The 21,968-nt window shown below is 64.0% G+C and carries 21 protein-coding genes; 11 read left to right on the top strand and 10 right to left on the bottom strand.

Features of this window, described 5'->3' with window-relative positions; genetic code table 11:
* Window positions 1-69: 69 nt before the first annotated feature.
* From AB4037_RS01150 to AB4037_RS01135, 4 genes are all read right to left on the bottom strand, one after another.
* Window positions 70-1,383 carry an MFS transporter gene (locus AB4037_RS01150; protein WP_441770254.1) on the bottom strand — a complete coding sequence of 438 codons (1,314 nt, stop codon included), beginning with the start codon at window positions 1,381-1,383 and terminating at the stop codon, window positions 70-72.
* A gap of 169 nt (window positions 1,384-1,552) precedes the next feature.
* Window positions 1,553-2,500 (bottom strand): DUF6282 family protein, encoded by a 948-nt coding sequence (locus AB4037_RS01145; RefSeq protein ID WP_434957905.1) that lies wholly within the window; start codon window positions 2,498-2,500, stop codon window positions 1,553-1,555.
* A 147-nt stretch (window positions 2,501-2,647) separates the two neighbouring features.
* A complete protein-coding gene (locus tag AB4037_RS01140) occupies window positions 2,648-3,568 on the bottom strand; it encodes a hypothetical protein (RefSeq protein ID WP_441770253.1) in 921 nt (306 codons plus the stop codon).
* Between the two features lie 135 nt (window positions 3,569-3,703).
* Complete coding sequence (locus AB4037_RS01135) at window positions 3,704-4,486, bottom strand: IclR family transcriptional regulator (RefSeq protein ID WP_441770252.1); 783 nt, start codon at window positions 4,484-4,486, stop codon at window positions 3,704-3,706.
* Between the two features lie 113 nt (window positions 4,487-4,599).
* Between AB4037_RS01135 and AB4037_RS01130 the strand changes: the two genes are divergently transcribed.
* On the top strand, window positions 4,600-5,385 hold the full coding sequence (locus AB4037_RS01130; protein WP_441770251.1) for an HpcH/HpaI aldolase family protein: 786 nt from the start codon (window positions 4,600-4,602) through the stop codon (window positions 5,383-5,385).
* A 30-nt stretch (window positions 5,386-5,415) separates the two neighbouring features.
* Here AB4037_RS01130 and AB4037_RS01125 read toward each other — a convergent pair whose 3' ends face one another.
* From AB4037_RS01125 to AB4037_RS01105, 5 genes are all read right to left on the bottom strand, one after another.
* Window positions 5,416-5,694 carry a DUF6460 domain-containing protein gene (locus AB4037_RS01125; RefSeq protein ID WP_149253881.1) on the bottom strand — a complete coding sequence of 93 codons (279 nt, stop codon included), beginning with the start codon at window positions 5,692-5,694 and terminating at the stop codon, window positions 5,416-5,418.
* 2 nt (window positions 5,695-5,696) lie between these two features.
* Window positions 5,697-7,367: a cisplatin damage response ATP-dependent DNA ligase gene (locus AB4037_RS01120; RefSeq protein WP_441770250.1), complete on the bottom strand. Its 1,671-nt coding sequence runs from the start codon at window positions 7,365-7,367 to the stop codon at window positions 5,697-5,699.
* Window positions 7,364-8,377 carry a ligase-associated DNA damage response exonuclease gene (locus AB4037_RS01115; RefSeq protein WP_441770249.1) on the bottom strand — a complete coding sequence of 338 codons (1,014 nt, stop codon included), beginning with the start codon at window positions 8,375-8,377 and terminating at the stop codon, window positions 7,364-7,366. The genes AB4037_RS01120 and AB4037_RS01115 overlap by 4 nt, the downstream gene beginning before the upstream one ends.
* Window positions 8,378-8,617: 240 nt before the next feature.
* Window positions 8,618-8,917, bottom strand: coding sequence for a DUF982 domain-containing protein (locus AB4037_RS01110; RefSeq protein WP_441770248.1), 300 nt, complete (start codon window positions 8,915-8,917; stop codon window positions 8,618-8,620).
* Window positions 8,918-9,330: 413 nt separating this feature from the next.
* Entirely contained in the window at window positions 9,331-9,696 is a 366-nt protein-coding gene (locus tag AB4037_RS01105; RefSeq protein WP_441770247.1) for a hypothetical protein, read from the bottom strand.
* A 15-nt stretch (window positions 9,697-9,711) separates the two neighbouring features.
* Here AB4037_RS01105 and AB4037_RS01100 point away from each other — a divergent pair, with 15 nt between their 5' ends.
* The 6 genes from AB4037_RS01100 (at window position 9,712) to pdeM (ending at window position 16,171) form a co-directional block, all read left to right on the top strand.
* Window positions 9,712-10,782: a purine-nucleoside phosphorylase gene (locus tag AB4037_RS01100; protein WP_441770246.1), complete on the top strand. Its 1,071-nt coding sequence runs from the start codon at window positions 9,712-9,714 to the stop codon at window positions 10,780-10,782.
* Window positions 10,783-10,906: 124 nt separating this feature from the next.
* On the top strand, window positions 10,907-11,818 hold the full coding sequence (locus tag AB4037_RS01095; RefSeq protein WP_441770245.1) for a methyltransferase domain-containing protein: 912 nt from the start codon (window positions 10,907-10,909) through the stop codon (window positions 11,816-11,818).
* A gap of 142 nt (window positions 11,819-11,960) precedes the next feature.
* Complete coding sequence (locus tag AB4037_RS01090; RefSeq protein WP_441770244.1) at window positions 11,961-12,314, top strand: hypothetical protein; 354 nt, start codon at window positions 11,961-11,963, stop codon at window positions 12,312-12,314.
* A gap of 72 nt (window positions 12,315-12,386) precedes the next feature.
* Window positions 12,387-12,740, top strand: coding sequence for a hypothetical protein (locus tag AB4037_RS01085; protein ID WP_441770243.1), 354 nt, complete (start codon window positions 12,387-12,389; stop codon window positions 12,738-12,740).
* Between the two features lie 70 nt (window positions 12,741-12,810).
* A complete protein-coding gene (locus tag AB4037_RS01080; protein ID WP_441770242.1) occupies window positions 12,811-15,480 on the top strand; it encodes a ligase-associated DNA damage response DEXH box helicase in 2,670 nt (889 codons plus the stop codon).
* A gap of 1 nt (window position 15,481) precedes the next feature.
* Window positions 15,482-16,171 carry a ligase-associated DNA damage response endonuclease PdeM gene (gene pdeM, locus AB4037_RS01075; RefSeq protein WP_434957918.1) on the top strand — a complete coding sequence of 230 codons (690 nt, stop codon included), beginning with the start codon at window positions 15,482-15,484 and terminating at the stop codon, window positions 16,169-16,171.
* 70 nt (window positions 16,172-16,241) lie between these two features.
* On the opposite strand, the gene AB4037_RS01070 is transcribed toward pdeM, so the two are convergent.
* Entirely contained in the window at window positions 16,242-18,548 is a 2,307-nt protein-coding gene (locus AB4037_RS01070; protein ID WP_441770241.1) for a hypothetical protein, read from the bottom strand.
* Between the two features lie 521 nt (window positions 18,549-19,069).
* Here AB4037_RS01070 and AB4037_RS01065 point away from each other — a divergent pair.
* From AB4037_RS01065 to AB4037_RS01050, 4 genes are all read left to right on the top strand, one after another.
* Window positions 19,070-19,522 (top strand): MerR family transcriptional regulator, encoded by a 453-nt coding sequence (locus AB4037_RS01065; protein WP_434957920.1) that lies wholly within the window; start codon window positions 19,070-19,072, stop codon window positions 19,520-19,522.
* The gene (locus tag AB4037_RS01060) at window positions 19,523-20,113 is read left to right on the top strand and encodes an SCO family protein (RefSeq protein ID WP_434957921.1); all 591 of its coding nucleotides are present in this window, start codon (window positions 19,523-19,525) and stop codon (window positions 20,111-20,113) included. It begins immediately after the preceding gene.
* Between the two features lie 102 nt (window positions 20,114-20,215).
* The gene (locus AB4037_RS01055; protein ID WP_441770240.1) at window positions 20,216-21,076 is read left to right on the top strand and encodes a transporter substrate-binding domain-containing protein; all 861 of its coding nucleotides are present in this window, start codon (window positions 20,216-20,218) and stop codon (window positions 21,074-21,076) included.
* A gap of 278 nt (window positions 21,077-21,354) precedes the next feature.
* A complete protein-coding gene (locus tag AB4037_RS01050) occupies window positions 21,355-21,897 on the top strand; it encodes a GcrA family cell cycle regulator (RefSeq protein WP_434957923.1) in 543 nt (180 codons plus the stop codon).
* Window positions 21,898-21,968 lie beyond the last annotated feature (71 nt).

The raw sequence follows: 21,968 nt of genomic DNA, 5'->3' as shown, positions 1-21,968 counted from the left end.
CCTCACGCCTTGGTAGCCTCAATCAAGAGTCATTCCAAGGTGTTCGCCCAAGCCCGATTGCCGTTCCGGTCAGGTACCGCTTCCGGGAGCCGATTGCGCCAGGTGCAGCGCCCCCTGCCCCGCATCGTCCTTCTCGATCTCCTCGGTGAGTTCACGGCCCCGCGTCTCAGGCAGCAGGGCGATGGCGAGGAGCACGAAGAAATACGCGCTGACCGCGGTGACGGCCATGGCATCGCGCAGCAGGAGGACGCCACCTGCCGTCATCAGGCCGATGACCGTGGGAAAGAAGGCACCGGCGGCCCGGCCGAAATTATAGGCAAAACCCTGGCCGTTGCCCCGGATGGCGTTCGGAAACAATTCGGTGAAATAGGGCCCGAGCGCGCTGTAAATTCCCAGAGCGGCAAAGCCGAGCACGAAATCGAGCGCAAACATCACCACCCCGCCACCCGGCAGATAAAGGAAAGCCGGTATGAAGATCCAGTTCAGCAGGGCAAAGAGCAGGAAGTTGCGGCGGCGGCCGATGGCGTCGCACAGATAGGCGGCGACGATATAGCCGACGAAGGAGCCCACGGTGAGAACGAACATGTGATAGCCCACGCCCACCGTGGAGATTTCCCGTACCGTCTTCAGGAAGGTCGGCAGCCAGATCACCATGGAAAAGCCGCCCGCCTGCACGCCGAAGGCCAGGAACGAGGTCAGGCAGGTGGTGCGGAGATAGCGCCGGTGGAAGATCATGAACGGGCTGGCGGGCGCTTGCCCGGCCTTCACCCTCTTCTCCCTCGCCGCCAGAAAGACAGCGGGCTCGGGGACGCCGCGCAAGGCAAGCAGGACGAGAATGGCCGGCGCCGCGCCGAGCCAGAACATCCAGCGCCAGGCCTGCGTGTCCGGCAGGGTCGCGAACAGGATGGACGAGAGAACCGCCGCAATGGCATAGCCGATCGCATAGGCGCTCTGCACGGTTCCCACCGCCTTGCCGCGATATTCGGAACGGATGATCTCACCCATCAGGACCGAGCCTGCAGCCCATTCGCCGCCGAAGCCGATGCCCGACAGGATGCGGGCGGCGAGCAACTGCTCGAAGGAGTTGCAAAAACCGCTCAACACGGTGAAAAACGAAAACCAGAGGATGGCGAGCTTCATGACGCGCACGCGCCCGATCCGGTCGCTCAGGATGCCGGCCGCCCAGCCCCCGATGGCGGAGGAGATCAGGGCCGAGGTTCCGAGAAAGCCAGCCTCGGCATTCGTCATGCCCCACACTGCGATCAAAGTGGGGATGAGAAAACTGTAGAGCTGGGTGTCAAGCGCATCGACGGCCCATCCGCCGAAACAGGCATAGAGCGTCTTGCGCTCGGTACGATCGAGACTGGTAAACCAGGCGAACATGCATTCCTCCCTGCTTCCGGCCTTGTGTTGAAGGCTGCGCGTCCAGCTCAGTTGGCAGGCGCGAGCGTGGGGCCGGTTATGTCGGTACGCGTGGATCGGCGCGGCGCAGGCGCCCGCATTCGGGAACCCGAAGGCGCCACAGGAGCAGAACGCTGCCCTGGGGCGCTGCTCAGGCTGCCCGGAGGACGAGTTCCTCCAGGCCGAGCACACGCGCCGTATTGGTCGAAATCATCCGGCGGATCGCCTCGTCGGAATAGCCGAGCTCCAGGCACAGCCGGACGCCGCGCCGGAACCCTTCCAGCGGGCTGAACACACCGACCTGTCCGAGATCCGAACACAGGATGGTGCGGTCGATACCGGCCGCCTCGATCTGCTGGCGAAGATCCTCCGCCGAGCGGGTCTTGAACTTGGATCCTTCCAGAAACATGCAGAGCGAATGCTCCACATAGGCACCCATGGCGGCGATGCCCTTCACATCCTCCAGGCTCGCGCCGACGATGTCCTCGGGGTGCGTGAAAATCAGGCGCTCGACACCGCGGCGCTGGGCTTCCTCGAACAGGATCCAGGTCTCGCTGACATGCAGGTGGCCGCTGGCAAGCGCCATGCGGTTGCGGGCGATGACGTCCAGGACGTCCTTGACCTCATCGAGCACCTGCCTGTTGGCGTCGAGGACCGGGACCGCCCGGGCCGGCCGCATCTTCTGGGTCGAGGCCGGATGCGACCAGGAGGATGTCTTCTCCCATTCGAGATGATTCTCGGCGGCCAAGGTCGGCATCCAGACGACCTTGCCGCCCATCGCCGCCGTATGCTCGACGGCATGGGGGTTGATGCCCCCCACCACATTGTTGAGCACGATGCCGGAAAAGACCTTTGTCGTCAGTTCCGGATGGTGCCGGGAAATCAACGCCGCCGTCGCCACGCCGGCATAGTCATGGTCCTTGGTGACCACCGCCGCAAAGCCCGCCTCCGACATCTGGCGGGCCAGTTCCAGGTGGTCGAGGCCGCGCGGCGCGATCGAAGGCCCGCTATGCACATGGGGATCGATCGCACCCTTGAGCAGCGCGTCGATGCGCTGGGTATCCCCGGTCGATCCGGTATCGATGGTCAGTGCATCCATGGTCTTGGCTCCCTAGAGAAAAGCGCGTTCAAGAGTGAACGCCTATTTGCTCTAACTCCTTGTTCCGACGCGTCTTTGCGATTCCCGGTGATTCCACCAAATCGCAAAACGCCTTGGGCCTGCCGGCTCTGCCGTGCGATCAATGGGCTAAGAGAGGATGCCAGCACCCTCAGCCGGCATCGGGTAGTCGGCGGCGTTCAGCACCCAGCCGGGCTTCAGCGAGAAATCCAGGCGCGGCGGGCAGAAGATGTCGACGAGCTGGTTCACCCCGGCCAGCATGCCGCGGGAGGTATGGATGGCCGGCGGCGGGATCACCATCACCGAAGGCGCTTCGCAATATTCGTGCTGATCGTCGCGCCAGGCGTTGAGATCCGTGGTCCAGGGCCAGCGCAGGTGATGGGTGAAGGCGCCCTCCAGCGCGAGGGAGATCTGTTCGAAATCATCATGATGATGCGGCGAGAGCTTGGTCACGTCGCGCGGCCCGTGTTGCACCGGCAGGACATTCACCATCATGGTCGAGCCGCGCCAGATGCGCCCGAACCGCCCCGGCTCGTCCGGCACGTCGAGCGAATAGACATGCAGCTGGGGCCCACCCTGCGCCTGCGGCCAGGGCTGGAACGGCCCGACATTGGGATGCGCCGTCTCATAGGATGCCGCGTTCACGCAGCGGGCCGCGAGATCCTCGGCCCTGGAGGTGAACAAGCGCACGACCGCCCCCGATCCCATGATCCGGATCGTGCTCGGGCCGGGCGGAACGAAGGCGATGGAATAGCCCGGTACGCGCGCCTTGCCGTCGGCGGTCTCGACCTCGGCGCTCACGCCCGCCTCGGGCAGCAGCAGCACATATTCGTCGGCCTGTGCGGCGCGGCGGAAGCAGGCACCATCCAGCGCTTCTGTATAGGCAACCACGCAATGCTGGCTGCGGATGAGCCAGCTGCGGCCATTGGCATCGTACTCCTGGGGCGCGGCCTCGTAGAACTTACCGCAATCGGCACCGGCGAACTCGGTCGCCGCCGGCGCGGCGTGGACCGATGCCAGCGTCGAACGCGGATCCGAAGCGTCATACATGGCAACCTCCCAGCGGGACCCGACGCACTTTACGCTGCATCGATCGACTCGCTCTCATTGTTTCGTTAGTTGAAACGACGTTCTATTTATTTTTGAGACAAAGTTCTCCCTTGTCAAGAGGGCCACCAACGGCCGTCAATCGAGCACGTAGCCCAACGCTTCGGAAACCTGCTTTGCGGCCCTGACCGTTCGCTCGATCTGTTCGGCGGTGGGCGTTTCGGTAATGAACTGCACGGAGTCGACGATCGCCAGCGTGCCCACCAGGGAGCCGGCGGCATCGAAGACGGGTGCTGCCAGCGCATTCAGGCCGATCAGGATCTCGTTCGGTGCGGTGGCCCAGCCGGCCTGGCGCACGCGCTCGATCTCCTTGCGCAGGCCGCCGGGCGTGACGATCGTCGCCTGCGTACGGCGCTCCAAGCGCATGCCGAACACGGTGGCCCGCAAGGCATCATTGCCGAAGGCCAGGGCGATCTTGCCCTGGGCCGAACTGTGAAAATCGAGCAGAGATCCCGGCCGGACGCCGATCTCGACTGTGGATTTGCCCGGAACGGTGGTGAGTACACGCACCCCATCCGCTTCCAGCTGGGCAATCACCGCGGAATGGCCGAGACTGTCGCGCAATTCCCGCAGGGCCCGCGCGCTGGCCGAGACGATATCGCGCCCCTCCCCCACGGCCCGCCCCAGCTTGATCAGACGACTGCCGAGTTGGTAGCGCTCGGTCTCCGGCAGTTGGACGACGTAGCCGTGCTGCACCAGCGTCTGCAGATAGCGCCAGATCCGGCTCTTGGTGGTTTCCAGCGCGACGGCCATCGCCGACACGCCCATGGGCCGCCCCTCCTCCGCTAGCAATTCCAGGATGCGCATGGCCAGAACCACCGCCTGCACGCCGTCGCCACCCGGGCCGCTAACACGAGGCATTCTTCATTCCCTCACGAGGAAGGGCACATCTGCCCATTGACATGGGCGCCCTTTGAGTTGAACCTGATTATAGAAACGATGTTTCGACTAACGAAACAAGAGAAAACAATCCCATGCCTGCCAACAGCCTGTCACACCCCACAGACAATTTCCGCCAGCGCCTGCTTTCGCAAAAACCCCTCCTCGGATCGTTCATCAAGACACCGACCGTCCATGCAACCGAAATCCTCGGCGATCTCGGTTTCGACTTCGTTGTCGTGGACGAGGAACATGCCCCGTTCGACCGCGGCCAGACCGAACTGGTGCTGCTGGCAGCGCGCGCAGCCGGCACCGCCGCGATCGTCCGCGTGCCCGAGATCAGCCGCATCCTCGGCGCGCTGGACGACGGAGCGGCAGGGGTCCTCGTCCCGCACATCTCCTCCGCGGCCAAGGCCCGGGAAGCCGCCGAGGCCTGCCGCTATCGCGGTGGCCGGCGGGGCTTTTCCAATTCGCCGCGCGCCGGGCGCTATGGAGGCCTCGGCATGTGGCAGCATGTCGATCGACAGGACGCACATGTCAGTCTCATCGCGATGATCGAGGACCCGGAAGCGCTGGCGGAGATCGACGCCATCCTGGCCACAGAGGGCCTGGATGCCGTCTTCATCGGGCGGGGCGATCTTACGGTGGCGCTGCAGGCTGAGAGCACCGACGCGCCTGCCGTCCAAGCCGCCGTCGAGACGATCTGCACTGCGGCCGGACGGGCCGGCAAGCCCGTCTGCATGATGGTAGCCAGTGCGGCCGAAGCGAGGCGCTACCATGCCCTCGGTGCCTCCGCCTTCATCATGGCCTCCGACCAGGCCTTCATGCGCAAGGCAGCGGCCGAAAGCCTGGGTAGCTTTTCCAAGGAATTCGCCGCGTAACGGCACGCAGCGGCAACGGCTCTCGCAACTCTATTTGCGCCCGCCGGAGGGGGCGGATTTCAAGAGGCGCAGCACGAGCCAGATCGGAACCACGATCACCGCTCCGAGCAGGAAATAGCCGAACAGGTCCTTGATCATGCCGAAGCCCTGCGCCGACAGGCGCTCGAGGAAGTGCCGGAGCCTGGCAAGGAGTTCCCAGGGGGTGAGGTCGAGCCAGGCCAGCACGAGGCCCACGGCGACGGAAACCACCACCAGCTTGATAATCGTGCCCATCACCGAGCCGCCCATGAACTTCTCCAGCCCAGCCATACCTAATCTCCTGCCGTACCAGCCCCTATTTCGGGCGTGACGGCCCCGCGGTCAAGCAGGGCAGTGAGGCTTTCCAGCCTGTCCGCCTCGCTCGGCGGCTTGTCCCAGCGCAAGCGTGCCAGCCGAGGAAAGCGCATGGCGACGCCGGATTTGTGGCGGCTGGAACGCGCCAGTCCCTCGAAGGCAACTTCCACCACCAGGCCTTTCTCGGCGGTGTGGACAACCTCCCTCACTGGCCCGAAGCGGTTCACCGTGTTGTTGCGGACGAAACGGTCGATGTCGCGCAATTCCTCGTCGGTGAAGCCGAAATAGGCCTTGCCGACCGGCACCAGCTCCTCACCCTTCCACACACCGAACGTGTAGTCGGAATAGAAGGAGGAACGCTTGCCATGGCCGCGCTGGGCATACATCAGCACAGCGTCGATGCGGAACGGCTCGCGCTTCCACTTGAACCATAGCCCCTTCGGCCGGCCGGGCACATAGAGGCTGTCGCGCCGCTTCAGCATCAGCCCCTCGACCGCTTCGGCGTCAGGACCGGCCCCAGCGCTAGCGGGATTTTCCCGGGCCAACGCCAGGGCTTCCGGCCCGGCGAAGGCGACCAACGGCGAAAGGTCGAGGCGTGGCGAAGCCAGGCGTGCCACGAAAGTCTCCAGTCGGGCCCGCCTTTCGATGAAGGGACAATCGCGCAGATCCTCATCCCCTTCGGCCAGCAGATCGTAGGCCCTGATATGGGCGGGATAGTCGGCGACCAGCTTAGGCGTCACGCTCTTGCGGTTGAGCCTCTGCTGCAGGGCATTGAAATTCTCGATGCGGCCGGCACCATCCTCGCCGAGCCGCCGCACCAGCAATTCACCATCGATGGCGCCCTCGAAATTGAGGGCCTCGACGAGATCGGGAAAGGCCGGGGCAATATCCTCGCCGGTGCGGGAGTAAAGGCGCAGCACGGGTCCATTTTCAGTGAAAGCGCCGACGGCCTGGACGCGGATGCCGTCCCATTTCCATTCCGCGACATGGCTGTCCGGCAGGATGGCCGCAAGATCGCCCTCTTCCAGGGCATGGGCCAGCATCACCGGCCGAAACGGGGCGGGGTTGCCGCTCTCGGGCCGCTCGCCCCTGCCTTCCGCCCAGGCGAACAGCTCCTGATAGGGTGGCTGCAGGCCTGGCCAGGCCAGCTCGATGTCGTCGGCCGAGAGCTTGCCCAGCGCCGCAACGGCGCTCTTGGCGAGACGGGCGGAAGCGCCGATCCTCAACGCTCCGGTGATGAGCTTGAGGAATGCCCAGCGCCCCTTCTCGTCCAGCGCGTCGAGATGGCGGGCGATCAGGGCAGGCATTTCCGAGCGCCCGGCCTGGCTCAGAGCCTCCACCACTTCCGACAAGGTAGGCGCATGGTTCATGCCCGGCCGGGCCGGCCACATCAGCGCGATGGTCTCGGAAAGATCGCCGACATAGTCGTAGGACAGCGCAAAGAGTTCGGGATCGGCCCGTTCGCCGATCAACTCGCGCAGCAAGGCCGGCTTGGCGTTGCGGAAGGACAGCGCCCCGGTGATCGCCGCAAGCGCATAGCCGCGGTCCGGATCGGGCGTATCGCGGAAATAGCTCGTCAGCAGCCGCAGCTTGGCGTTGCGGCCCGGCTCATAGGCAAGGCGATCAAGCAGTTCGGCGAAGCGGTTCATGCCTCCTCCGCCTCCTCGTCGCCATAGCCGATCATGTGCAGGGGCTGGGCCTTCAGCCCCTGGCTGCCGGCCCAATGCACCAGTGCATCTTCCTGGCCGTGCGTGACCCAGAGCTCCGAGCAGCCCGTCTCCAGGATCGAGCGCTGCAGATCGGACCAATCGGCATGGTCGGAGATCACCAGCGGCAGTTCGGCGCCACTCTGGCGCGCCCGCGCCCGGATGCGCATCCAGCCCGAAGCGTAGACGCTGAGGGGATCCGGCATCTTGCGCGACCAGGCTTCCTGGGCCGCACTGGGCGGACAGAGCACGATGGCACCAGCCAGTTCGGCAGGCTTGACGTCGCGCACCAGTTGCAGCGTTCCGAGTTCGATGCCGAAGGCTTCATAGAGGCGCGTGACCTTCTCCATGGCGCCATGCAGATAGATCGGCGCCTGATGACCGGCCTGGCGGGCCATGGCGATGATGCGCTGGGCCTTGCCGAGGGAATAGGCGCCAACGAGATGGGCCCGCTCGGGAAACAGAGCCAGCGACCCGAGCAGCTTGCCGATCTCCTGCCGGGGATCGGGATGGCGGAACACCGGCAGGGCGAAGGTGGCTTCCGAGATGAAGACATCGCAGGGTACCGGCTCGAAGGGCAGGCAGGTCGGATCGGCCTGGCGCTTGTAGTCTCCCGAGGCGACGATGCGCAGGCTCTTTGCCTCGAAGGCAATCTGCGCCGAGCCCAGCACGTGGCCGGCGGGGTGAAACGTTACGCTCACGCCGCCGAGATCGAGCTTCTGGCCGAGAATGGCGGTCTGGCGCGTTTCGCAAAAATCCTCGCCATAGCGCGCCGCCATGATCGCCAGCGTCTCGGCGGTGGCCAGCACCTGGCGATGACCGGCGCGGGCATGATCGGAATGGGCGTGGGTGATCAGGGCCCGCTCGACCGGCCCGATGGGATCGACATGGACATCCGCCAGCGGGCAATACAGCCCCGACGGCGTCGGAATCAGCAAGTCAGAAGGCCGCATCGCGAGAACATAGGGTGAAAGCGGAACGGGGCCAAGGTGCGGGTGCCAGGAGGTGTGTGCCAGGAGGTGCGTGCCAGCGTCCTCCGGTTTTCAGGCTGGCATGGCCACGCCGAGCGCTTGTCCCGCCACTTCAAGTCCTGTCACTCCAAGTCAACTTGATTTGCTGTATCACTCGGGGGCAGTCCGGCACCGTGCCTATCTGGGGAGACAGACCGATGCCTCCCCCAAGGCCATCATCGCTCAGGTCACCAATCCATTGTGTGAACTGTTGCTCATTGCCGACATGAATCCGAACTCGAAGACCGGCTCAAGCCCAGCCTCGACCAGGGCGTCCATGAAGGCATATCTCGCGGCTTTGACTTTCCCCCCGTCGATCAACGCTTCAAGGCAGGCGCCTCGGGCAACCACATAGAGAGCTTCACCCATCTCAGGCCACCGATTGTCGAGAAAATCCAGTGCCTGCTGAACCGATCGGATCACAACCGTCCGATTGTGCCCGAGCTTGAACGAGACAGGATGATGGAAGGCAACTTCCGACATTTCACACCTCAACTAGTCCAATAAGTGTATGGCCGTTCGAAGCCGAGACAGAGATTTGAACCCGCAGCGCCGATTTCAAGGCGAATTCCCAAGCGCCGTCGGAAGCGGGTTTTTCTCCCCAAATTACGGATAAAATCAAAATATGCCCAACAGCTATGACGACAGCAGCAACGCTCCAAACCTGGTTGGGTTCCCGAGCATGCGTGGAAAGCGAAGGCCGTCATGACCTGCATGGTCGATGCCTTCGGGACACTGCGGTGCATCACCGGCGGTGGCAGCCCGAACAGGCAGCGGCTGGCCTGCCATCCTCGCCATATAGCGCGCCTGCCGGCTCAGCGCCCCCTTGACGCATCAAATATGAGGCCGAAGCTTGAACGTCTGACCGCGCGGCGCCTGAGTTTCCGGGCGATCCATTACTGATGCAGCGGCTCGCAGTTGGTGCGCCCAGACGTCACGCAATTCAACAGGTCATTGTCGGCCTTCAGGGTTTCGAAGACCCAAATACACGCAGCGAGCAAGAGTGCCACGAACACGAGCACCGCGATTTTACGAAGGTCATCAGGGTCCATAGGCGGGCGTCCAATCTCCGCACCAATAGGCTCCGGCTCGCCAAAAACCACAAGCGTCCCCCGCCAAGAAGCGGGAAAATTGAGCACGATCCGCCCTTCCTCAACTTTCTCGGCACTCCCATCCACAAATGATGAACAAAATGCGGCGTCACCATCATGTGGAACAGGATGACATCGCCCCGCCCATGCGATACCGGAGAGGGCAACCATGGAGATCCCTTCCAGATGCTGTTCAACCGGACGCCGACGCTGGCCAAGGCCCAATCGCGGGTGCCATCCGCAAGCAAATATCTTGTCGGCGCCGGCCTGGTGGCGGCACTGGCTCTCGTCTTCACTACCCATGTCAGCGCCGCCGAACGGATCGCCCCCAAGGTGATGGTGATCACCATGTTCGGCGAGGAAACCAAGCCCTGGCTCGAGGCCCGGAAACTGACGACGAAAATCAAGGTTCCCGGCCTGTCGCGGGAATATCCCGACGTCGCGTGCGATACCGACGGCCTGTGCGTGATGACGACGGCCATGGGCTATGCCAATGCGGCCAGCTCGACGGCAGCCCTCGTCCTCGGCGGCAAGTTCGACCTGAAGCAGACCTATTTCCTGATCGACGGCATTGCCGGCGTCGATCCCAAGGACGGCACGCTGGGATCGGCGCTGTGGGCGCGCTATGTCATCGATGGCGGCCTGCGCCACGATATCGACCCGCGCCAGATCCCCGCCGATTGGCCCGACGGCATGCTGCCCCTTGGCGCCGCCAAGCCGAGCGACAAGGCAGGCTGGAGCGCCGGTACCGAGGTCTATGCGCTCAATCCGAAACTGGCGGAAAAGGCCTTCGAGCTGACCCGCTCCGTCGAACTCGCAGACGGCAAGGACGCACAGAACTATCGCAGCCGCTATCAGGACGAAGCCGCCCGCGACAAACCGACAGTGAAGCTGTGCGATACCGTCTCGATCGACACCTATTGGCACGGATCCAGGATCGGCGAGGCCATGGAACGCTGGGCCAGGCATGCCACCGACGGCAAGGCGAATTACTGCACCACGCAGATGGAAGATAATGCCACGCTGACCGCCCTCAAGCGCGGCGCCGAAGCCGGCCTGCTCGACTTCGACCGCATCGCCGTGCTGCGCACCGCCTCCAACTTCGATCGCGAGGCGCCCGGCCAGAGCGCGGCAGAGTCGCTCAGCGCCAAGTCCGGCGGCTTCGGCCCGTCGGTTGCCAATGCTTATCGTGTCGGCTCGACCTTCGCCGACGCGGTCCTCAAGAACTGGCCGTCATGGTCAGCCGGCAGGCTGTAGGCGTCTTTTGGCGCTTCCAGGGACGTCGTCGTGCTCGCAATTTTGATGAGAGCTGCCGGCATCACGAACTCTACATGGCCCGACAGGCCGTTCTGTCCGCTCGGCTTTCTCCCGCAGCCCCACCATGCTCAAAGCCCGTTCCTCCGGCAATGCCATCGCCGACCGCCGTTTCGCCTATGCCATGGACTACAAGACCGGGGGCGATCCTGCATCGGCCGCCGAACTGGTGGCGCAGGCCCTTGATGAGGCGCCTGGCTGGGCCGCCGGCTGGCTGACGCTTGGCGATCTCAACGAGACACTCGGCCGTCTGAAAGAAGCCATCGAGGCCTTCCGAAGGTCCCTTTCCCTCGACCCGACGGATGAAGCAGGCGCTGGAGCACGTCTGGCCCGGCTCGGCGAGATGCCGGCCAATGGCGCGATGACGCCGGCCCATATCGCCGCCCTGTTCGACGAATATGCGCCGCGCTTCGAGCGCTCCCTGGTCGACAATCTCTCCTATCGTGGCCCTGCCCTGCTGCGCATGGCATTGGACGGACTTAGCCGACAAGGGCCGTTCGAACGCGCACTGGATCTGGGTTGCGGCACCGGTCTTGCGGGCGAGATCTTCCACCCCTACTGCCAAAATATCGTCGGCGTCGACCTCTCCGCCGCCATGCTTGCCAAGGCACGTGCCAAGCAGATCTATCGTGAGCTGGAACGAGCCGATATCGCCGATTTTCTCCTCCGGCAGGACGCGGGCAGCGCCGACCTGATCCTGGCCGCCGACGTGTTCATCTATCTCGGTGACCTCGACACCATTTTCCGGCAAGCCGCGCGCGTGCTGGTGCCCGGCGGGCTGTTCGCCTTCACGGTCCAGAGTCAGGACGGCCCTGCCGCCTTCATTCTCAATCACGATCTGCGCTACGCCCATTCGCGTGAAGGCATCGAGAGCTGGGTGGCCGCGGCCGGCCTGCAGCCACGCCATCTCGATGACGCCTGGGCTCGCACCGACCGAGGCGTTCCGGTGCCGGGCCTGGTGGTCGTGCTGGAACGCTGACCGGTCCGCAAGACAAGAAAACTTCGGCGCCACTCCTGGTACGTCGCGCGCCTTGGCAAAATTACTTCCCCAACGTAAGGATGGCTCGGGGGACTTGGTTGCTTGCCAACCAACGGAGAGTCATGCGCTTGAAGGGGGCACTATGTTTTCGAGAATTTCCGCGGTTGTCCTGGCGGGCCTTGCCTGTGCGAGCTGTGCAACCAGCGGTGGTCTGCAGACCCTGACGAGGACGGCTGACCAGACGCCGCGCGGCCGGGTCGTCAAGGACACCACTCGCATCACCGACGGCATCCTGGCCGGCAATCTGATGGTGTCGAATTTCTATTATGTGAGCCGGCCCCAGGCGGTGACGACGCCGATCCTGCGCGACATGGACATCCGGGCTCGCCGTGCCGGCTGCCTCGACGGCAATGTCCCTGTGCGCAGCAGCGTCAGCGCTCGCTGGGGCACCTATACCTCGGCCTATCGCATCATCACCCACTACGACTGCGATTGAACACCGGGCCGACGACCGACCCGCTTCAAGCGGGTTTTTGCGGAATCCGCCTCTGGTCTCCGGAGAAAGAGCATGTACTCGAAAATTCTCGCTATAGCCGTGGCAAGCCTCAGCCTTGCCAGTTGCGCCAGCCGAAGCGACCTGAACCTCATCACCCGCACCTCTCAGGAGACTTCGCGGGGCGACGTGGTCAAGCGCATTTCGCGTATTGGCGATGGTAGTCACGCTGGAGGGCTCATGGTCTCCAATTTTTACTATTGGCGCAGACCTCAACCCATCACACCCGCCATCATGCATGACCTGGATGCACGTGCTCGCCGGGAGGGGTGCGAGGGGGCACGCCCTCCCATCCGCTACAGCATCACCAATGATCCAGGCGCCTATGGCGAGGCCCATGCTATCATGGCAATCTATGATTGCCGCTAGCACCTTCAGGTCGATAGTGGACATCTGACCCCGGCAGGCCAATATCTCCGCAGGAATCGGCGATAGCGGCATGAATGAACAGATCGGGACGCGAGAGACAGGAGATCTGGGCTCCAGCTCGCCGCTCCCAACCCTTCCGGCGATCTTCGCAAACTGGTTTGCGGCCCGCGGCTGGACGCCGCGACCGCATCAGCTTCAGCTCGTCGAGAAGGCGCGCAGCGGGCGCTCGGCCCTGCTGATCGCCCCCACCGGCGCCGGCAAGACCCTGGCCGGCTTCCTGCCGAGCCTGATCGACCTCGCTCCTCGTCGCGCCAACGCCCCCTCTGCGCTCCACACGCTCTACATCTCGCCGCTCAAGGCGCTGGCCGTCGACGTCGCCCGCAACCTGGAGCGCCCGGCCGGCGAGATGGGGCTGCCCATCCGCATCGAGACTCGCACCGGCGACACGCCCCAGGCCAAGCGCCAACGCCAGAAGCGCGACCCGCCCGATATCTTGCTCACCACCCCCGAACAGCTTGCTCTGCTGCTGGCGAGCCGGGAGGCTGCCGACCTGTTCGGCGGTCTCAAGCGTGTGGTGCTGGACGAACTCCACTCTATCGTCACCTCCAAGCGCGGCGACCTGCTTGCCCTCGGCCTGGCGCGCCTGCGGTATTTCGTGCCGGATCTCGAAGTCGTCGGCCTCTCGGCCACGGTGCGCGACCCGGATGAACTCCGGCGTTGGATCGTGCCCCAATCCCCCGGCCACCAGATTCTGGGGGCCGACCGCCCAGCCATGGCCGACCTGGTGATCGCCGAAGGCGGTGCGGCGCCGGTGCTCGACATCCTGGAAACGGCCGAGCGTCTGCCCTGGGCCGGCCACACCGCCCGCCACGCCATGGCCGAGCTCTACGCCCTGATCAAGACCCACAAGACCACGCTCGTTTTCGTCAACACCCGCATGCAGGCCGAGTTCGTGTTCCAGGAACTCTGGCGGGTGAACGAGGAAAGCCTCGCCATCGCGCTCCATCACGGTTCGCTGGAAGTCGGCCAGCGTCGACGTGTCGAGGAAGCCATGGCCGCCGGACGGCTCAAGGCTGTGGTGTGTACCTCTACCCTCGACCTCGGCATCGACTGGGGCGATGTCGATCTCGTCATCAATGTCGGCGCGCCCAAGGGGGCCTCCCGCCTCCTCCAGCGCATCGGCCGTGCCAACCATCGCCTGGACGAGCCCTCGCAGGCGATCCTGGTGCCGACCAACCGCTTCGAGGTGCTGGAATGCAAGGCAGCGGTCGATGCCGCCAAGGCCGGCGAGCAGGACACGCCGATCGCCCGCACCGGCGCCCTCGACGTGCTGGCTCAGCACGTGCTCGGGGTTGCCTGCGGTGCTCCCTTCGACGCCGATGCGCTCTATCGGGAAATCGCCTCGACCGAAGCCTATGCTCAGCTCGACCGTTCGACCTTTGACGACGTCCTCGCTTTCGTGGCGACCGGCGGCTACGCCCTGAAGACCTACGATCGCTTCGCCAAGATCCGGCGGGGCAAGGATGGCCTCTGGCGCATCGCCAATCCCATGGTGGCGCAAGCCTATCGGCTCAATGTCGGCACCATCGTGGAGGAAGCCCTGCTCAAGGTGCGCCTTTCCAACAGAGGCCCTCGCGAGCCGACCCGCATGGCCGCCGACAAGCCGACGCCGTATCTGCCCTGGTTCATGGATCCCAAGGCTTCCGGCCCGCCCAAGCGCAAGCCGGGCGAAACATCGGCCCGGCGCGGCTTCGGACGCGTGTTGGGCGAGGTGGAGGAATATTTCGCCGAGGGACTTTCGGTCGGTGACACCTTCCTGTTCGCCGGGGAGATCCTGCGCTTCGAAGGCATCCAGGAGGAGGATGTGCTCGTCACCCGCGCGCCACCAGGCCGGGACCCGAAGATCCCCTCCTTCGCCGGTGGCAAATTCCCGCTTTCCACGCATCTGGCCGCCCGCGTCCGTTCGATACTGGCCAATCCCGACAGCTGGCCCGCCCTGCCCGATCAGGTCGCGGACTGGCTGCGCCTGCAGCGCGACATCTCCCGGATGCCGCCGGCCGGCGACCTCCTGGTCGAGACCTTTCCGCGCGGCAACCGCCATTATCTCGTCTGCTATCCCTTCGAGGGCCGCCTCGCCCATCAGACGCTCGGCATGCTGCTGACCCGCCGGCTGGAACGGGCGAAACTGAAGCCGATGGGCTTCGTCGCCAACGACTATGCACTGGCGGTGTGGGGCGTTTCCGACATGCACAGGGCCGCGATGGACCAGTTGTTCGACCAGGACATGCTGGGCGACGACCTCGAGGAATGGCTGGCGGAATCCGCCCTGATGAAGCGCATGTTCCGCACCTGTGCCATCATTTCAGGCCTGATCGAGCGCCGCGCTCCCGGCAAGGAGAAGACCGGGCGCCAGATCTCCGTCTCCACCGACCTCGTCTATGACGTGCTGCGCCAGCACGAGCCCAACCACATCCTGATGCGCGCCGCCTGGGAGGATGCGCGCACCGGACTGCTCGATCTCCAGCGCCTTTCCAGCATGCTCTCGCGCATCAGGGGCCGAATCATTCATAAGAGGCTCGATCGCATCTCGCCCTTGGCGGTGCCGATCATGCTGGAGATCGGCCGGGAGCCGGTTTACGGCGAGGCGACGGACAGCGTCCTCGCCGAGGCAGCGGATGATTTGATCGCGGAGGCCATGGTTGGACGGCAGGATCGAGCCGACGATAGAGGAAGCGCCTGAGATGATCCGGCGGGACGAAGCCGTGCTCGGCGTCGCCGGGGTGGAATTCCTCGCCACCGCCGACGGCGCGCTGGTCTGGCCCGAAGAAAGCCTGGTCGTCGTATCGGACCTGCACCTTGAAAAGGGCTCTTCCTTCGCCGAACGCCGCGTATTGCTGCCGCCCTACGATACCGCCGAGACCCTGAAACGCCTGGCGCGGCTCCTGTCTCGTTTCAGTGCAAGGCGGCTGATCTTCCTCGGCGACAGTTTCCACGATCGCCGTGCCGATACTCGCCTCGCCTCGCGCGACCGGGAAGCGCTACAGCGTTGCATCCACGGGCGCGAAATATTCTGGATCGCCGGCAACCATGATCCCGATCCCCCAACCGACCTTGGCGGCACGGCAACGCCGGAACTGGCCATCGGGCCGGTGCTGTTTCGACATGAGCCATCGGCAAGAGCCGAGCCTGGCGAGATCGCCGGTCACCTGCATCCCGTGGCCCGGGTAGCCACGCGCGGCCGCTCGCTGAGACGGCGCTGCTTTGCCGGCGACGGCAGGCGTGCCATCCTGCCGGCCTTCGGCGCCTATGCCGGCGGGCTGAACGTGCGCGACGCCGCCTTCGCGCCACTTTTCCCCGACGGCTTCACGGCCCATTTGATGGGCGACGAGCGCGTCTTCGCCTTCCCGAGAGCGCGCTGCCTGGGCGGGTGAGAGGGTGCCACTTCCTTCTCCCCTTGCGGGAGAAGGCTGGTTGCGCCTCATTTTGCTGGAATAACGCCCCTCAACAGGGATGATGCCCGGTCCTGCCCGCCTCGGCTGCAGCGCGTTGCGACGGCGACAGGCGCGGCTCGAGCTCGGCCAGCTTCATCAGGGCGTCCGCGTCACCCGCCGCCGCCGCAAGCGCGAGGAAGCGATAGGAAACGGCAAGATCGCGCGGCGTGCCGAGGCCCCGGGCTGCCAGCAGGGCGTAATTGTACTGACTGCCGACATGGCCCTTCTCGGCGGCCTGATGGAACCAGCGAGCGGCCTGTTCGTAATCGGGAGCGCCCATCACGGCGCCATTGGCATAGAGCACGGCAAGATTGTACATCGCGTTCACCGAGCCATGCTCGGCCGCGCGCTGATACCACAGTCCCGCCAGCACGGCGTCCTGACCGACCCCCCTGCCCTTGTCATAGGCCAGCCCCAGCAGGAACAGCGCCTGCGTATAGCCCATCTGGGCCGCCTGGCGATAAAGCCCGGCCGCCTTGGCGAGATCCTGGGTGGAGGCCTCGGGCCGATCGAGCCGGCGGGCCTCCTCGAACCAGGCTAGAGCCTGCCCGGCCTGTTCCGGCTTGGGAATGGTGATTGCCGGCCGCACCTGCTGAACCGCCGACGTGCTCAGGCGCGGTATCGGCCGGTTGCCGCTGGGAGCAGCGCCGGCTTTTCCACCCTGCAACGCGCCCAGCATCATGGTCACGGCCGCCAAGCCTAGCAGGATCGGGCGCTTGTGCCGCTTGTAGAAAGGTTCATCTCCGGTCACGGGATCGTTCTCCTCGCGCGTGATGGCCCCCTCGGCCTCATTTGCAGCACGCGCCGCCCGCCGGGCTGCGGCGATGAAGGCGCTGCGCGTTCCACTCGACGGCAACGGGCTGCCCGCCCCGAGGGCGGAAACCTGGCTGGGGCGGCCGATATTTTGGGGTGCCTCTGCGGATGAACTCCGGGATCCGTCGCCCGCAAGGGATCGCGGCAGATCGTCGGACCATGAAATGTCATCGGGCCGCTCGCGGCCGAACAAGGGCGCGATGCCGGACATGTTGGGCGGCCCGACGATGACCGATCCACCCCGGCTCCTGACCATGTCTTCGACTGCGGCCAGACTGTTGCCGAGTTGGTGCAGCAGCGATTGCAAGGCTTCGAGGGCCGTGCGCGTATCCCGGACATCGTCCTGCTGATATTGGCGCAATTCGCTATAGAAACGCTGCAGTTCTTCCGGCAAGGCCGCCAAAGCCGATCCGGCCAAAGCCTCACCAAAAGTTTCCCGCAATTGTGCGGCGCCAAGCGTTCCGCTGCCGAGCCCTTCGATGCTCCCCGCCATCGCCGTGATCTGCCGCTCCAGGGCGGAGAAGGCCGCCTCGTCGATGACGCGCCCATCCAGGCCTTCGAGCTTGGTCATCAGCCCCGTCAGCGACGCATTGGTCGAGGATTGCACATCGTCGACGGCCTGGCGCAGGGCATCGATCTTCTCGTGAAGATCGTGCACCCCCTCAGGCTGGCGAACAAGATCGCCAAGGCGGGCGCGGATGTCGGCCGTCTCACGCTGAAGAGCGGCCAGTACGGCCGGGTCCTGGGCCTGACGCGTCAGCAGATCGAGCTTCTTGTCGAGACGAGCGAACTGCTCGGGGGAGCGGATGTCGGCGATATGCCGGTTGAGATCCGCCATTTCCGTACGCAGGCCGGCGAGATCTTCCTGGCCGGGCGCGACGGCGGGATGGCTGCGGCGCAGTTCGGCGACCTCGCGTGTCAGCGCCGCGATCTGTTCGCTCAGATCGTCACGGGGCGCCGGCGAAACCGATGGTGCGGACGCAGACGGACCGAGCTTGGTGGCCATGCCGGCGATGCGCTGCTCCAGATCGCGTGCCAAATCGTCAAGACCATCGGTATCATCGACAGGCGCCGTAGTCGTGGGTCGAGACGCGAAACCGTCCACGAGGGCATCGACCAGGGTGGCCATCTGGGTCTCGCTCTGCTCCTGCCTGTGGATAAGTTGCTCGATCAGCCCCGCCATTCTGGTTTCGCTTGCTCGGATATGGCGCGCGAGCACGGACGCGCTGACCTCTACTGTCTGGATCCTGCGTTTCGGGTCACTCGAACCACTACCGGCATACCTTTCCTGGCTGGCTGCCAGCTTCCGTGCAATCGCAGCCAAGGGCGATTCCGGGAGATCGCTCTGCGTCTCGAAAAGAGACGGTTCATGCAGTTTTTGCTCGGCAACGGTCGATTTCAGCCATTGAGCAAGCGTCATGCCCGAGCGCCGTGCCAGAATGGCGGCAGCCTCGCGCGTCTGGGAATCGACGCCCTCGACACTCCATGACACTGCTTGGCTCATTTAGCTTCCCGTGCCGGCGAACGGCCTGATTCTCACGCCTCTGCCGTCCTCCGCCCCGGAAAACCGGGCCGGAAACACGGAAAGAGGGCGGCACGCAGTGCCCGCAGCAGCAGCTTTCGCGCAACAGGGTAAATATCCCCTTAACCGTCACTGCCCTAGCGCTCTTCCTGGCAGCAACAACATTGTAGAGCATCCAAAGCGCTTTTTTTACTAAAAACCCTACCACCCAAGCTCCCGAGCGGACAGGAAAGTGGGGTACCGTGCAAGAACCGACATTAGACTTTGCGACAAGGCTAGAATTCTCTTGATGCCCGTGTTGTTCGAAACGCTTAACGCGCGCTAATTTAATACGTTACCCTTGAAAGGAAGCAGAGCGGGGGCTATGATCTCCCTGCTGGAGATCTAGGCGTTCGCTTGGTAATATATTAATTGCTGACGCCCCCCGGATTTCGTATTATGGTACCTGTTGCAACGAACGAGTAGCGGCGCTGCTAGCCTGTAACGGGCGCGAGAGAGAGACCATGTCAAAGTTGGAAGCCAGGTCGGCGACAAACACAAAAGGCCAACCGGTGACGGTATTCGTAGCAGAGACAGAAAACGCCACGAATAGTACGGTCACCTATACAATAGGTGACCTTGCGCGAGAGTTTGGCGTTACCTTGCGAACCTTGCGCTTCTACGAGGACAAGGGCCTTCTCAATCCAACGCGCGACAACCTGACTCGGCTTTATAGTGCACGTGACCGCGAGCATCTGCAACTTATCCTTAAGGGTAAGCGGCTGGGTTTTACCCTGGTGGAAATCGGCGAGATGATCGCCCATCATGGGGAAGGCAAGACGGCAAGTCTCGACATCAGCGCCAGCACCGTCCGCGAGCAGATCGAGCATCTGGAGCGCCAGCGCCGCGAGATTGACGAAGCCTTGGCTGAATTGCGTCGCAGTTATGAGGGATTGGCCAACGCCCTGCCGCGCTAAGTGGTCGCACTCACCCGTCGGAAGTACCTGATCGGCGGCACAGGTTTCCTTGTGTTTGCTGGCCTTGGCTTATGGGCCCTCTTCCTATCCGAGCAGAAGGCTACCAGCGTGATCGGCAAGCCGTTCATGTTGACGGATGCCGATGGCAGAGCCTTCGACTTCAAGGAATTGCAGGGCAAGCCGAGCCTGATCTATTTTGGCTTCACGCACTGCCCCGACATCTGCCCAACGACCCTGTTCCTGCTCGCGCAGGTGATGAAGAAGCTGGGACCGGACGCCTCGCAGATCAACACGCTCTTCATCACCGTCGATCCCGACAGGGACACGCCCGAGCAATTGAAGGCCAGCCTTTCCACCTATGACCCGCATCTGCGCGGCCTGACGGGCGACCCAGCACAACTTGCCGCGGTACGCGACTTCTACAGCATAGAAGCAAGAATTTTGCCGGGAACAGGCAAGAATTACAATATCGATCACACCAACACTGTCCTTGTACTCGACAAGGATGGCCGCCTGCGTTCGAGCTTCGACTTGCACGCGTCGTCGGACGAGGTGGTTGCGCTCCTGGAAACTGTCATGCAGGGTCGATAGAGTGCGAGATCAAGGGTCGGCCTTGCGATGGATCGCCATGGACGGATCCGGCATTCCCGACCCAAACAATGATCAGCCCCGCTGCAATAGGAATTCGACCTGTTGAAATTCGGCGCCCTCTCGACGCTTCTCCTCGGATTGATGCTCGCCATATCAGCCTATGGCGACGCCAGGGCCGCCTCGACCACCACCGGTCCCTATGGCCTGTGGGATCCGCACCGGCGCCCCGAGCGGCCAGACCTGAAATCGGTGCGCCGGATCCGCTTCCTGACCGAGGACGATTTTCCGCCTTTCGACTTCCAGGGGTCGAGCGGCACTCTGGAAGGCTTCAATGTCGACCTTGCCCGCGCGGTCTGCCGGCAGCTGAAACTGTCCTGCACCATCCAGGCCCGGCGCTGGGACACCATCGTCGCGGCCCTGGAAGAGGGCCAGGCAGATGTCATCGCCGCCTCGCTCGTGCCGAGCAAGGAAGCCCGCGAGCGGCTGCAGTTCTCCCGCCCTTATTACATGCGTCCTGCCCGCTTCGCCATGCGGCGCAAGGATCCGCCGCCGGTCTTCACGCCGGAGGGGCTGGCTGGCCGCCATATCGGCATCGTCGCCGACACGGCGCATGCCGCCTACGCCAAAGCCTATCTCAAGACCGCCAATCTAGTGTCCTTCGTCAATGACGCGGCGCTGCGTGAAGCCCTCAAGCGCGGGGAGATCGACCTGATCTTCGCCGACGGCATCGGCCTGTCGCTCTGGCTCAACGGCTCGGACGCCGGCGATTGCTGCAGCTTCGTGGGCGCGCCCTATCTCGACAGCCACTTTTTCGGCGATGGCATCGGCATGGCCCTGCGACGCGAGGACGGCGATCTCAAGCAGGCGATCGACTATGCCCTTTTCCAGATCTGGGAGCAGGGCATCTATGCCGATCTCGTACGCCGCTGGTTTCCTGTCGATCCCTTTGCAGGGCTTCCGTGACGTAAACGGAAACTTATGCGCCCCCGCTGTTACCGAAAAGACTCACTTTGACGTCGAAGCTGGGGAAAACGCACACCGCGTCAGCAGGACTCTTGCGCTGGAGTCACTGCCTATTGTAGTTAAGGCTTCGTTAAGCACGACATCTCGTGCGGCGTCTCGTAACTCCTGTCAGCTCATGGCGTGCATGCGCAACGATGTTTTGTCGACATCGAGGCTGATGGGAAAGGATTCGGCGTAGCGAATTCGGGCGAAAACAAGGCGGAAGGCAGGAGAGGCTGATGCACTGGACAGACGAGCGGGTAGAACTTCTGAAAAAGCTGTGGTCAGAAGGCCTGTCTGCTAGCGCCATTGCCACAGAACTTGGCGGTGTCACGCGTAATGCCGTGATCGGTAAGGTGCATAGACTCGGCTTGTCTGGCCGGGCCAAGGCTCCTGCGCCGGCGCCACAGCGCCGTATCAAGCCCACCCGGGCTCCTTCGCACCCTCTCCGCACCCAGACTTCCGTGCCCGTGGTGCGGGGCAACACCGCCCTTGCTCCGCAGATGATGCCGCTTGTCGCCATCGAGGAACGTCCCGAACCTACGCTGCGTCCGGTCGAGGAAGTCGTCATCCCGATGTCCGAACGCGTCACCATCATGGAACTGCGCGAGCATATGTGCCGCTGGCCGCTGGGCGATCCCGGCCGCGAGGACTTCCGCTTCTGTGGAAGCCGTGTCGGGCCCTCGGGTCCGTACTGCCTCCATCATGCTTCGATCGCCTACCAGCCGGTGCTCGACCGCAGGCGCGATCGCGACAAGGAGCGTCGCGCTGCCCGCGCCTGATCTTCGCATCCCATCCTATCCATTCGAAGGCAGGGTTTTCCCTGCCTTTTCTTTTGCGGGGTACCAGTACC

Source organism: Labrys sp. KB_33_2 (genome assembly GCF_052114505.1).
In the GTDB taxonomy this organism is placed as follows: domain Bacteria; phylum Pseudomonadota; class Alphaproteobacteria; order Rhizobiales; family Labraceae; genus Labrys.
Note: the sequence above shows the minus strand (reverse complement) of the source record. Positions and strands in the feature narration are given on the sequence as shown.

Excerpts from the sequence above, each read along its gene's own strand:
- AB4037_RS01150 (WP_441770254.1), bottom strand. The coding sequence starts at position 1,383 with ATGTTCGCCTGGTTTACCAGTCTCGATCGTACCGAGCGCAAGACGCTC.
- AB4037_RS01145 (WP_434957905.1), bottom strand. The coding sequence starts at position 2,500 with ATGGATGCACTGACCATCGATACCGGATCGACCGGGGATACCCAGCGC.
- AB4037_RS01140 (WP_441770253.1), bottom strand. The coding sequence starts at position 3,568 with ATGTATGACGCTTCGGATCCGCGTTCGACGCTGGCATCGGTCCACGCC.
- AB4037_RS01135 (WP_441770252.1), bottom strand. The coding sequence starts at position 4,486 with ATGCCTCGTGTTAGCGGCCCGGGTGGCGACGGCGTGCAGGCGGTGGTT.
- AB4037_RS01130 (WP_441770251.1), top strand. The coding sequence starts at position 4,600 with ATGCCTGCCAACAGCCTGTCACACCCCACAGACAATTTCCGCCAGCGC.
- AB4037_RS01125 (WP_149253881.1), bottom strand. The coding sequence starts at position 5,694 with ATGGCTGGGCTGGAGAAGTTCATGGGCGGCTCGGTGATGGGCACGATT.
- AB4037_RS01120 (WP_441770250.1), bottom strand. The coding sequence starts at position 7,367 with ATGAACCGCTTCGCCGAACTGCTTGATCGCCTTGCCTATGAGCCGGGC.
- AB4037_RS01115 (WP_441770249.1), bottom strand. The coding sequence starts at position 8,377 with ATGCGGCCTTCTGACTTGCTGATTCCGACGCCGTCGGGGCTGTATTGC.
- AB4037_RS01110 (WP_441770248.1), bottom strand. The coding sequence starts at position 8,917 with ATGTCGGAAGTTGCCTTCCATCATCCTGTCTCGTTCAAGCTCGGGCAC.
- AB4037_RS01105 (WP_441770247.1), bottom strand. The coding sequence starts at position 9,696 with ATGGTTGCCCTCTCCGGTATCGCATGGGCGGGGCGATGTCATCCTGTT.
- AB4037_RS01100 (WP_441770246.1), top strand. The coding sequence starts at position 9,712 with ATGCTGTTCAACCGGACGCCGACGCTGGCCAAGGCCCAATCGCGGGTG.
- AB4037_RS01095 (WP_441770245.1), top strand. The coding sequence starts at position 10,907 with ATGCTCAAAGCCCGTTCCTCCGGCAATGCCATCGCCGACCGCCGTTTC.
- AB4037_RS01090 (WP_441770244.1), top strand. The coding sequence starts at position 11,961 with ATGTTTTCGAGAATTTCCGCGGTTGTCCTGGCGGGCCTTGCCTGTGCG.
- AB4037_RS01085 (WP_441770243.1), top strand. The coding sequence starts at position 12,387 with ATGTACTCGAAAATTCTCGCTATAGCCGTGGCAAGCCTCAGCCTTGCC.
- AB4037_RS01080 (WP_441770242.1), top strand. The coding sequence starts at position 12,811 with ATGAATGAACAGATCGGGACGCGAGAGACAGGAGATCTGGGCTCCAGC.
- pdeM (WP_434957918.1), top strand. The coding sequence starts at position 15,482 with ATGATCCGGCGGGACGAAGCCGTGCTCGGCGTCGCCGGGGTGGAATTC.
- AB4037_RS01070 (WP_441770241.1), bottom strand. The coding sequence starts at position 18,548 with ATGAGCCAAGCAGTGTCATGGAGTGTCGAGGGCGTCGATTCCCAGACG.
- AB4037_RS01065 (WP_434957920.1), top strand. The coding sequence starts at position 19,070 with ATGTCAAAGTTGGAAGCCAGGTCGGCGACAAACACAAAAGGCCAACCG.
- AB4037_RS01050 (WP_434957923.1), top strand. The coding sequence starts at position 21,355 with ATGCACTGGACAGACGAGCGGGTAGAACTTCTGAAAAAGCTGTGGTCA.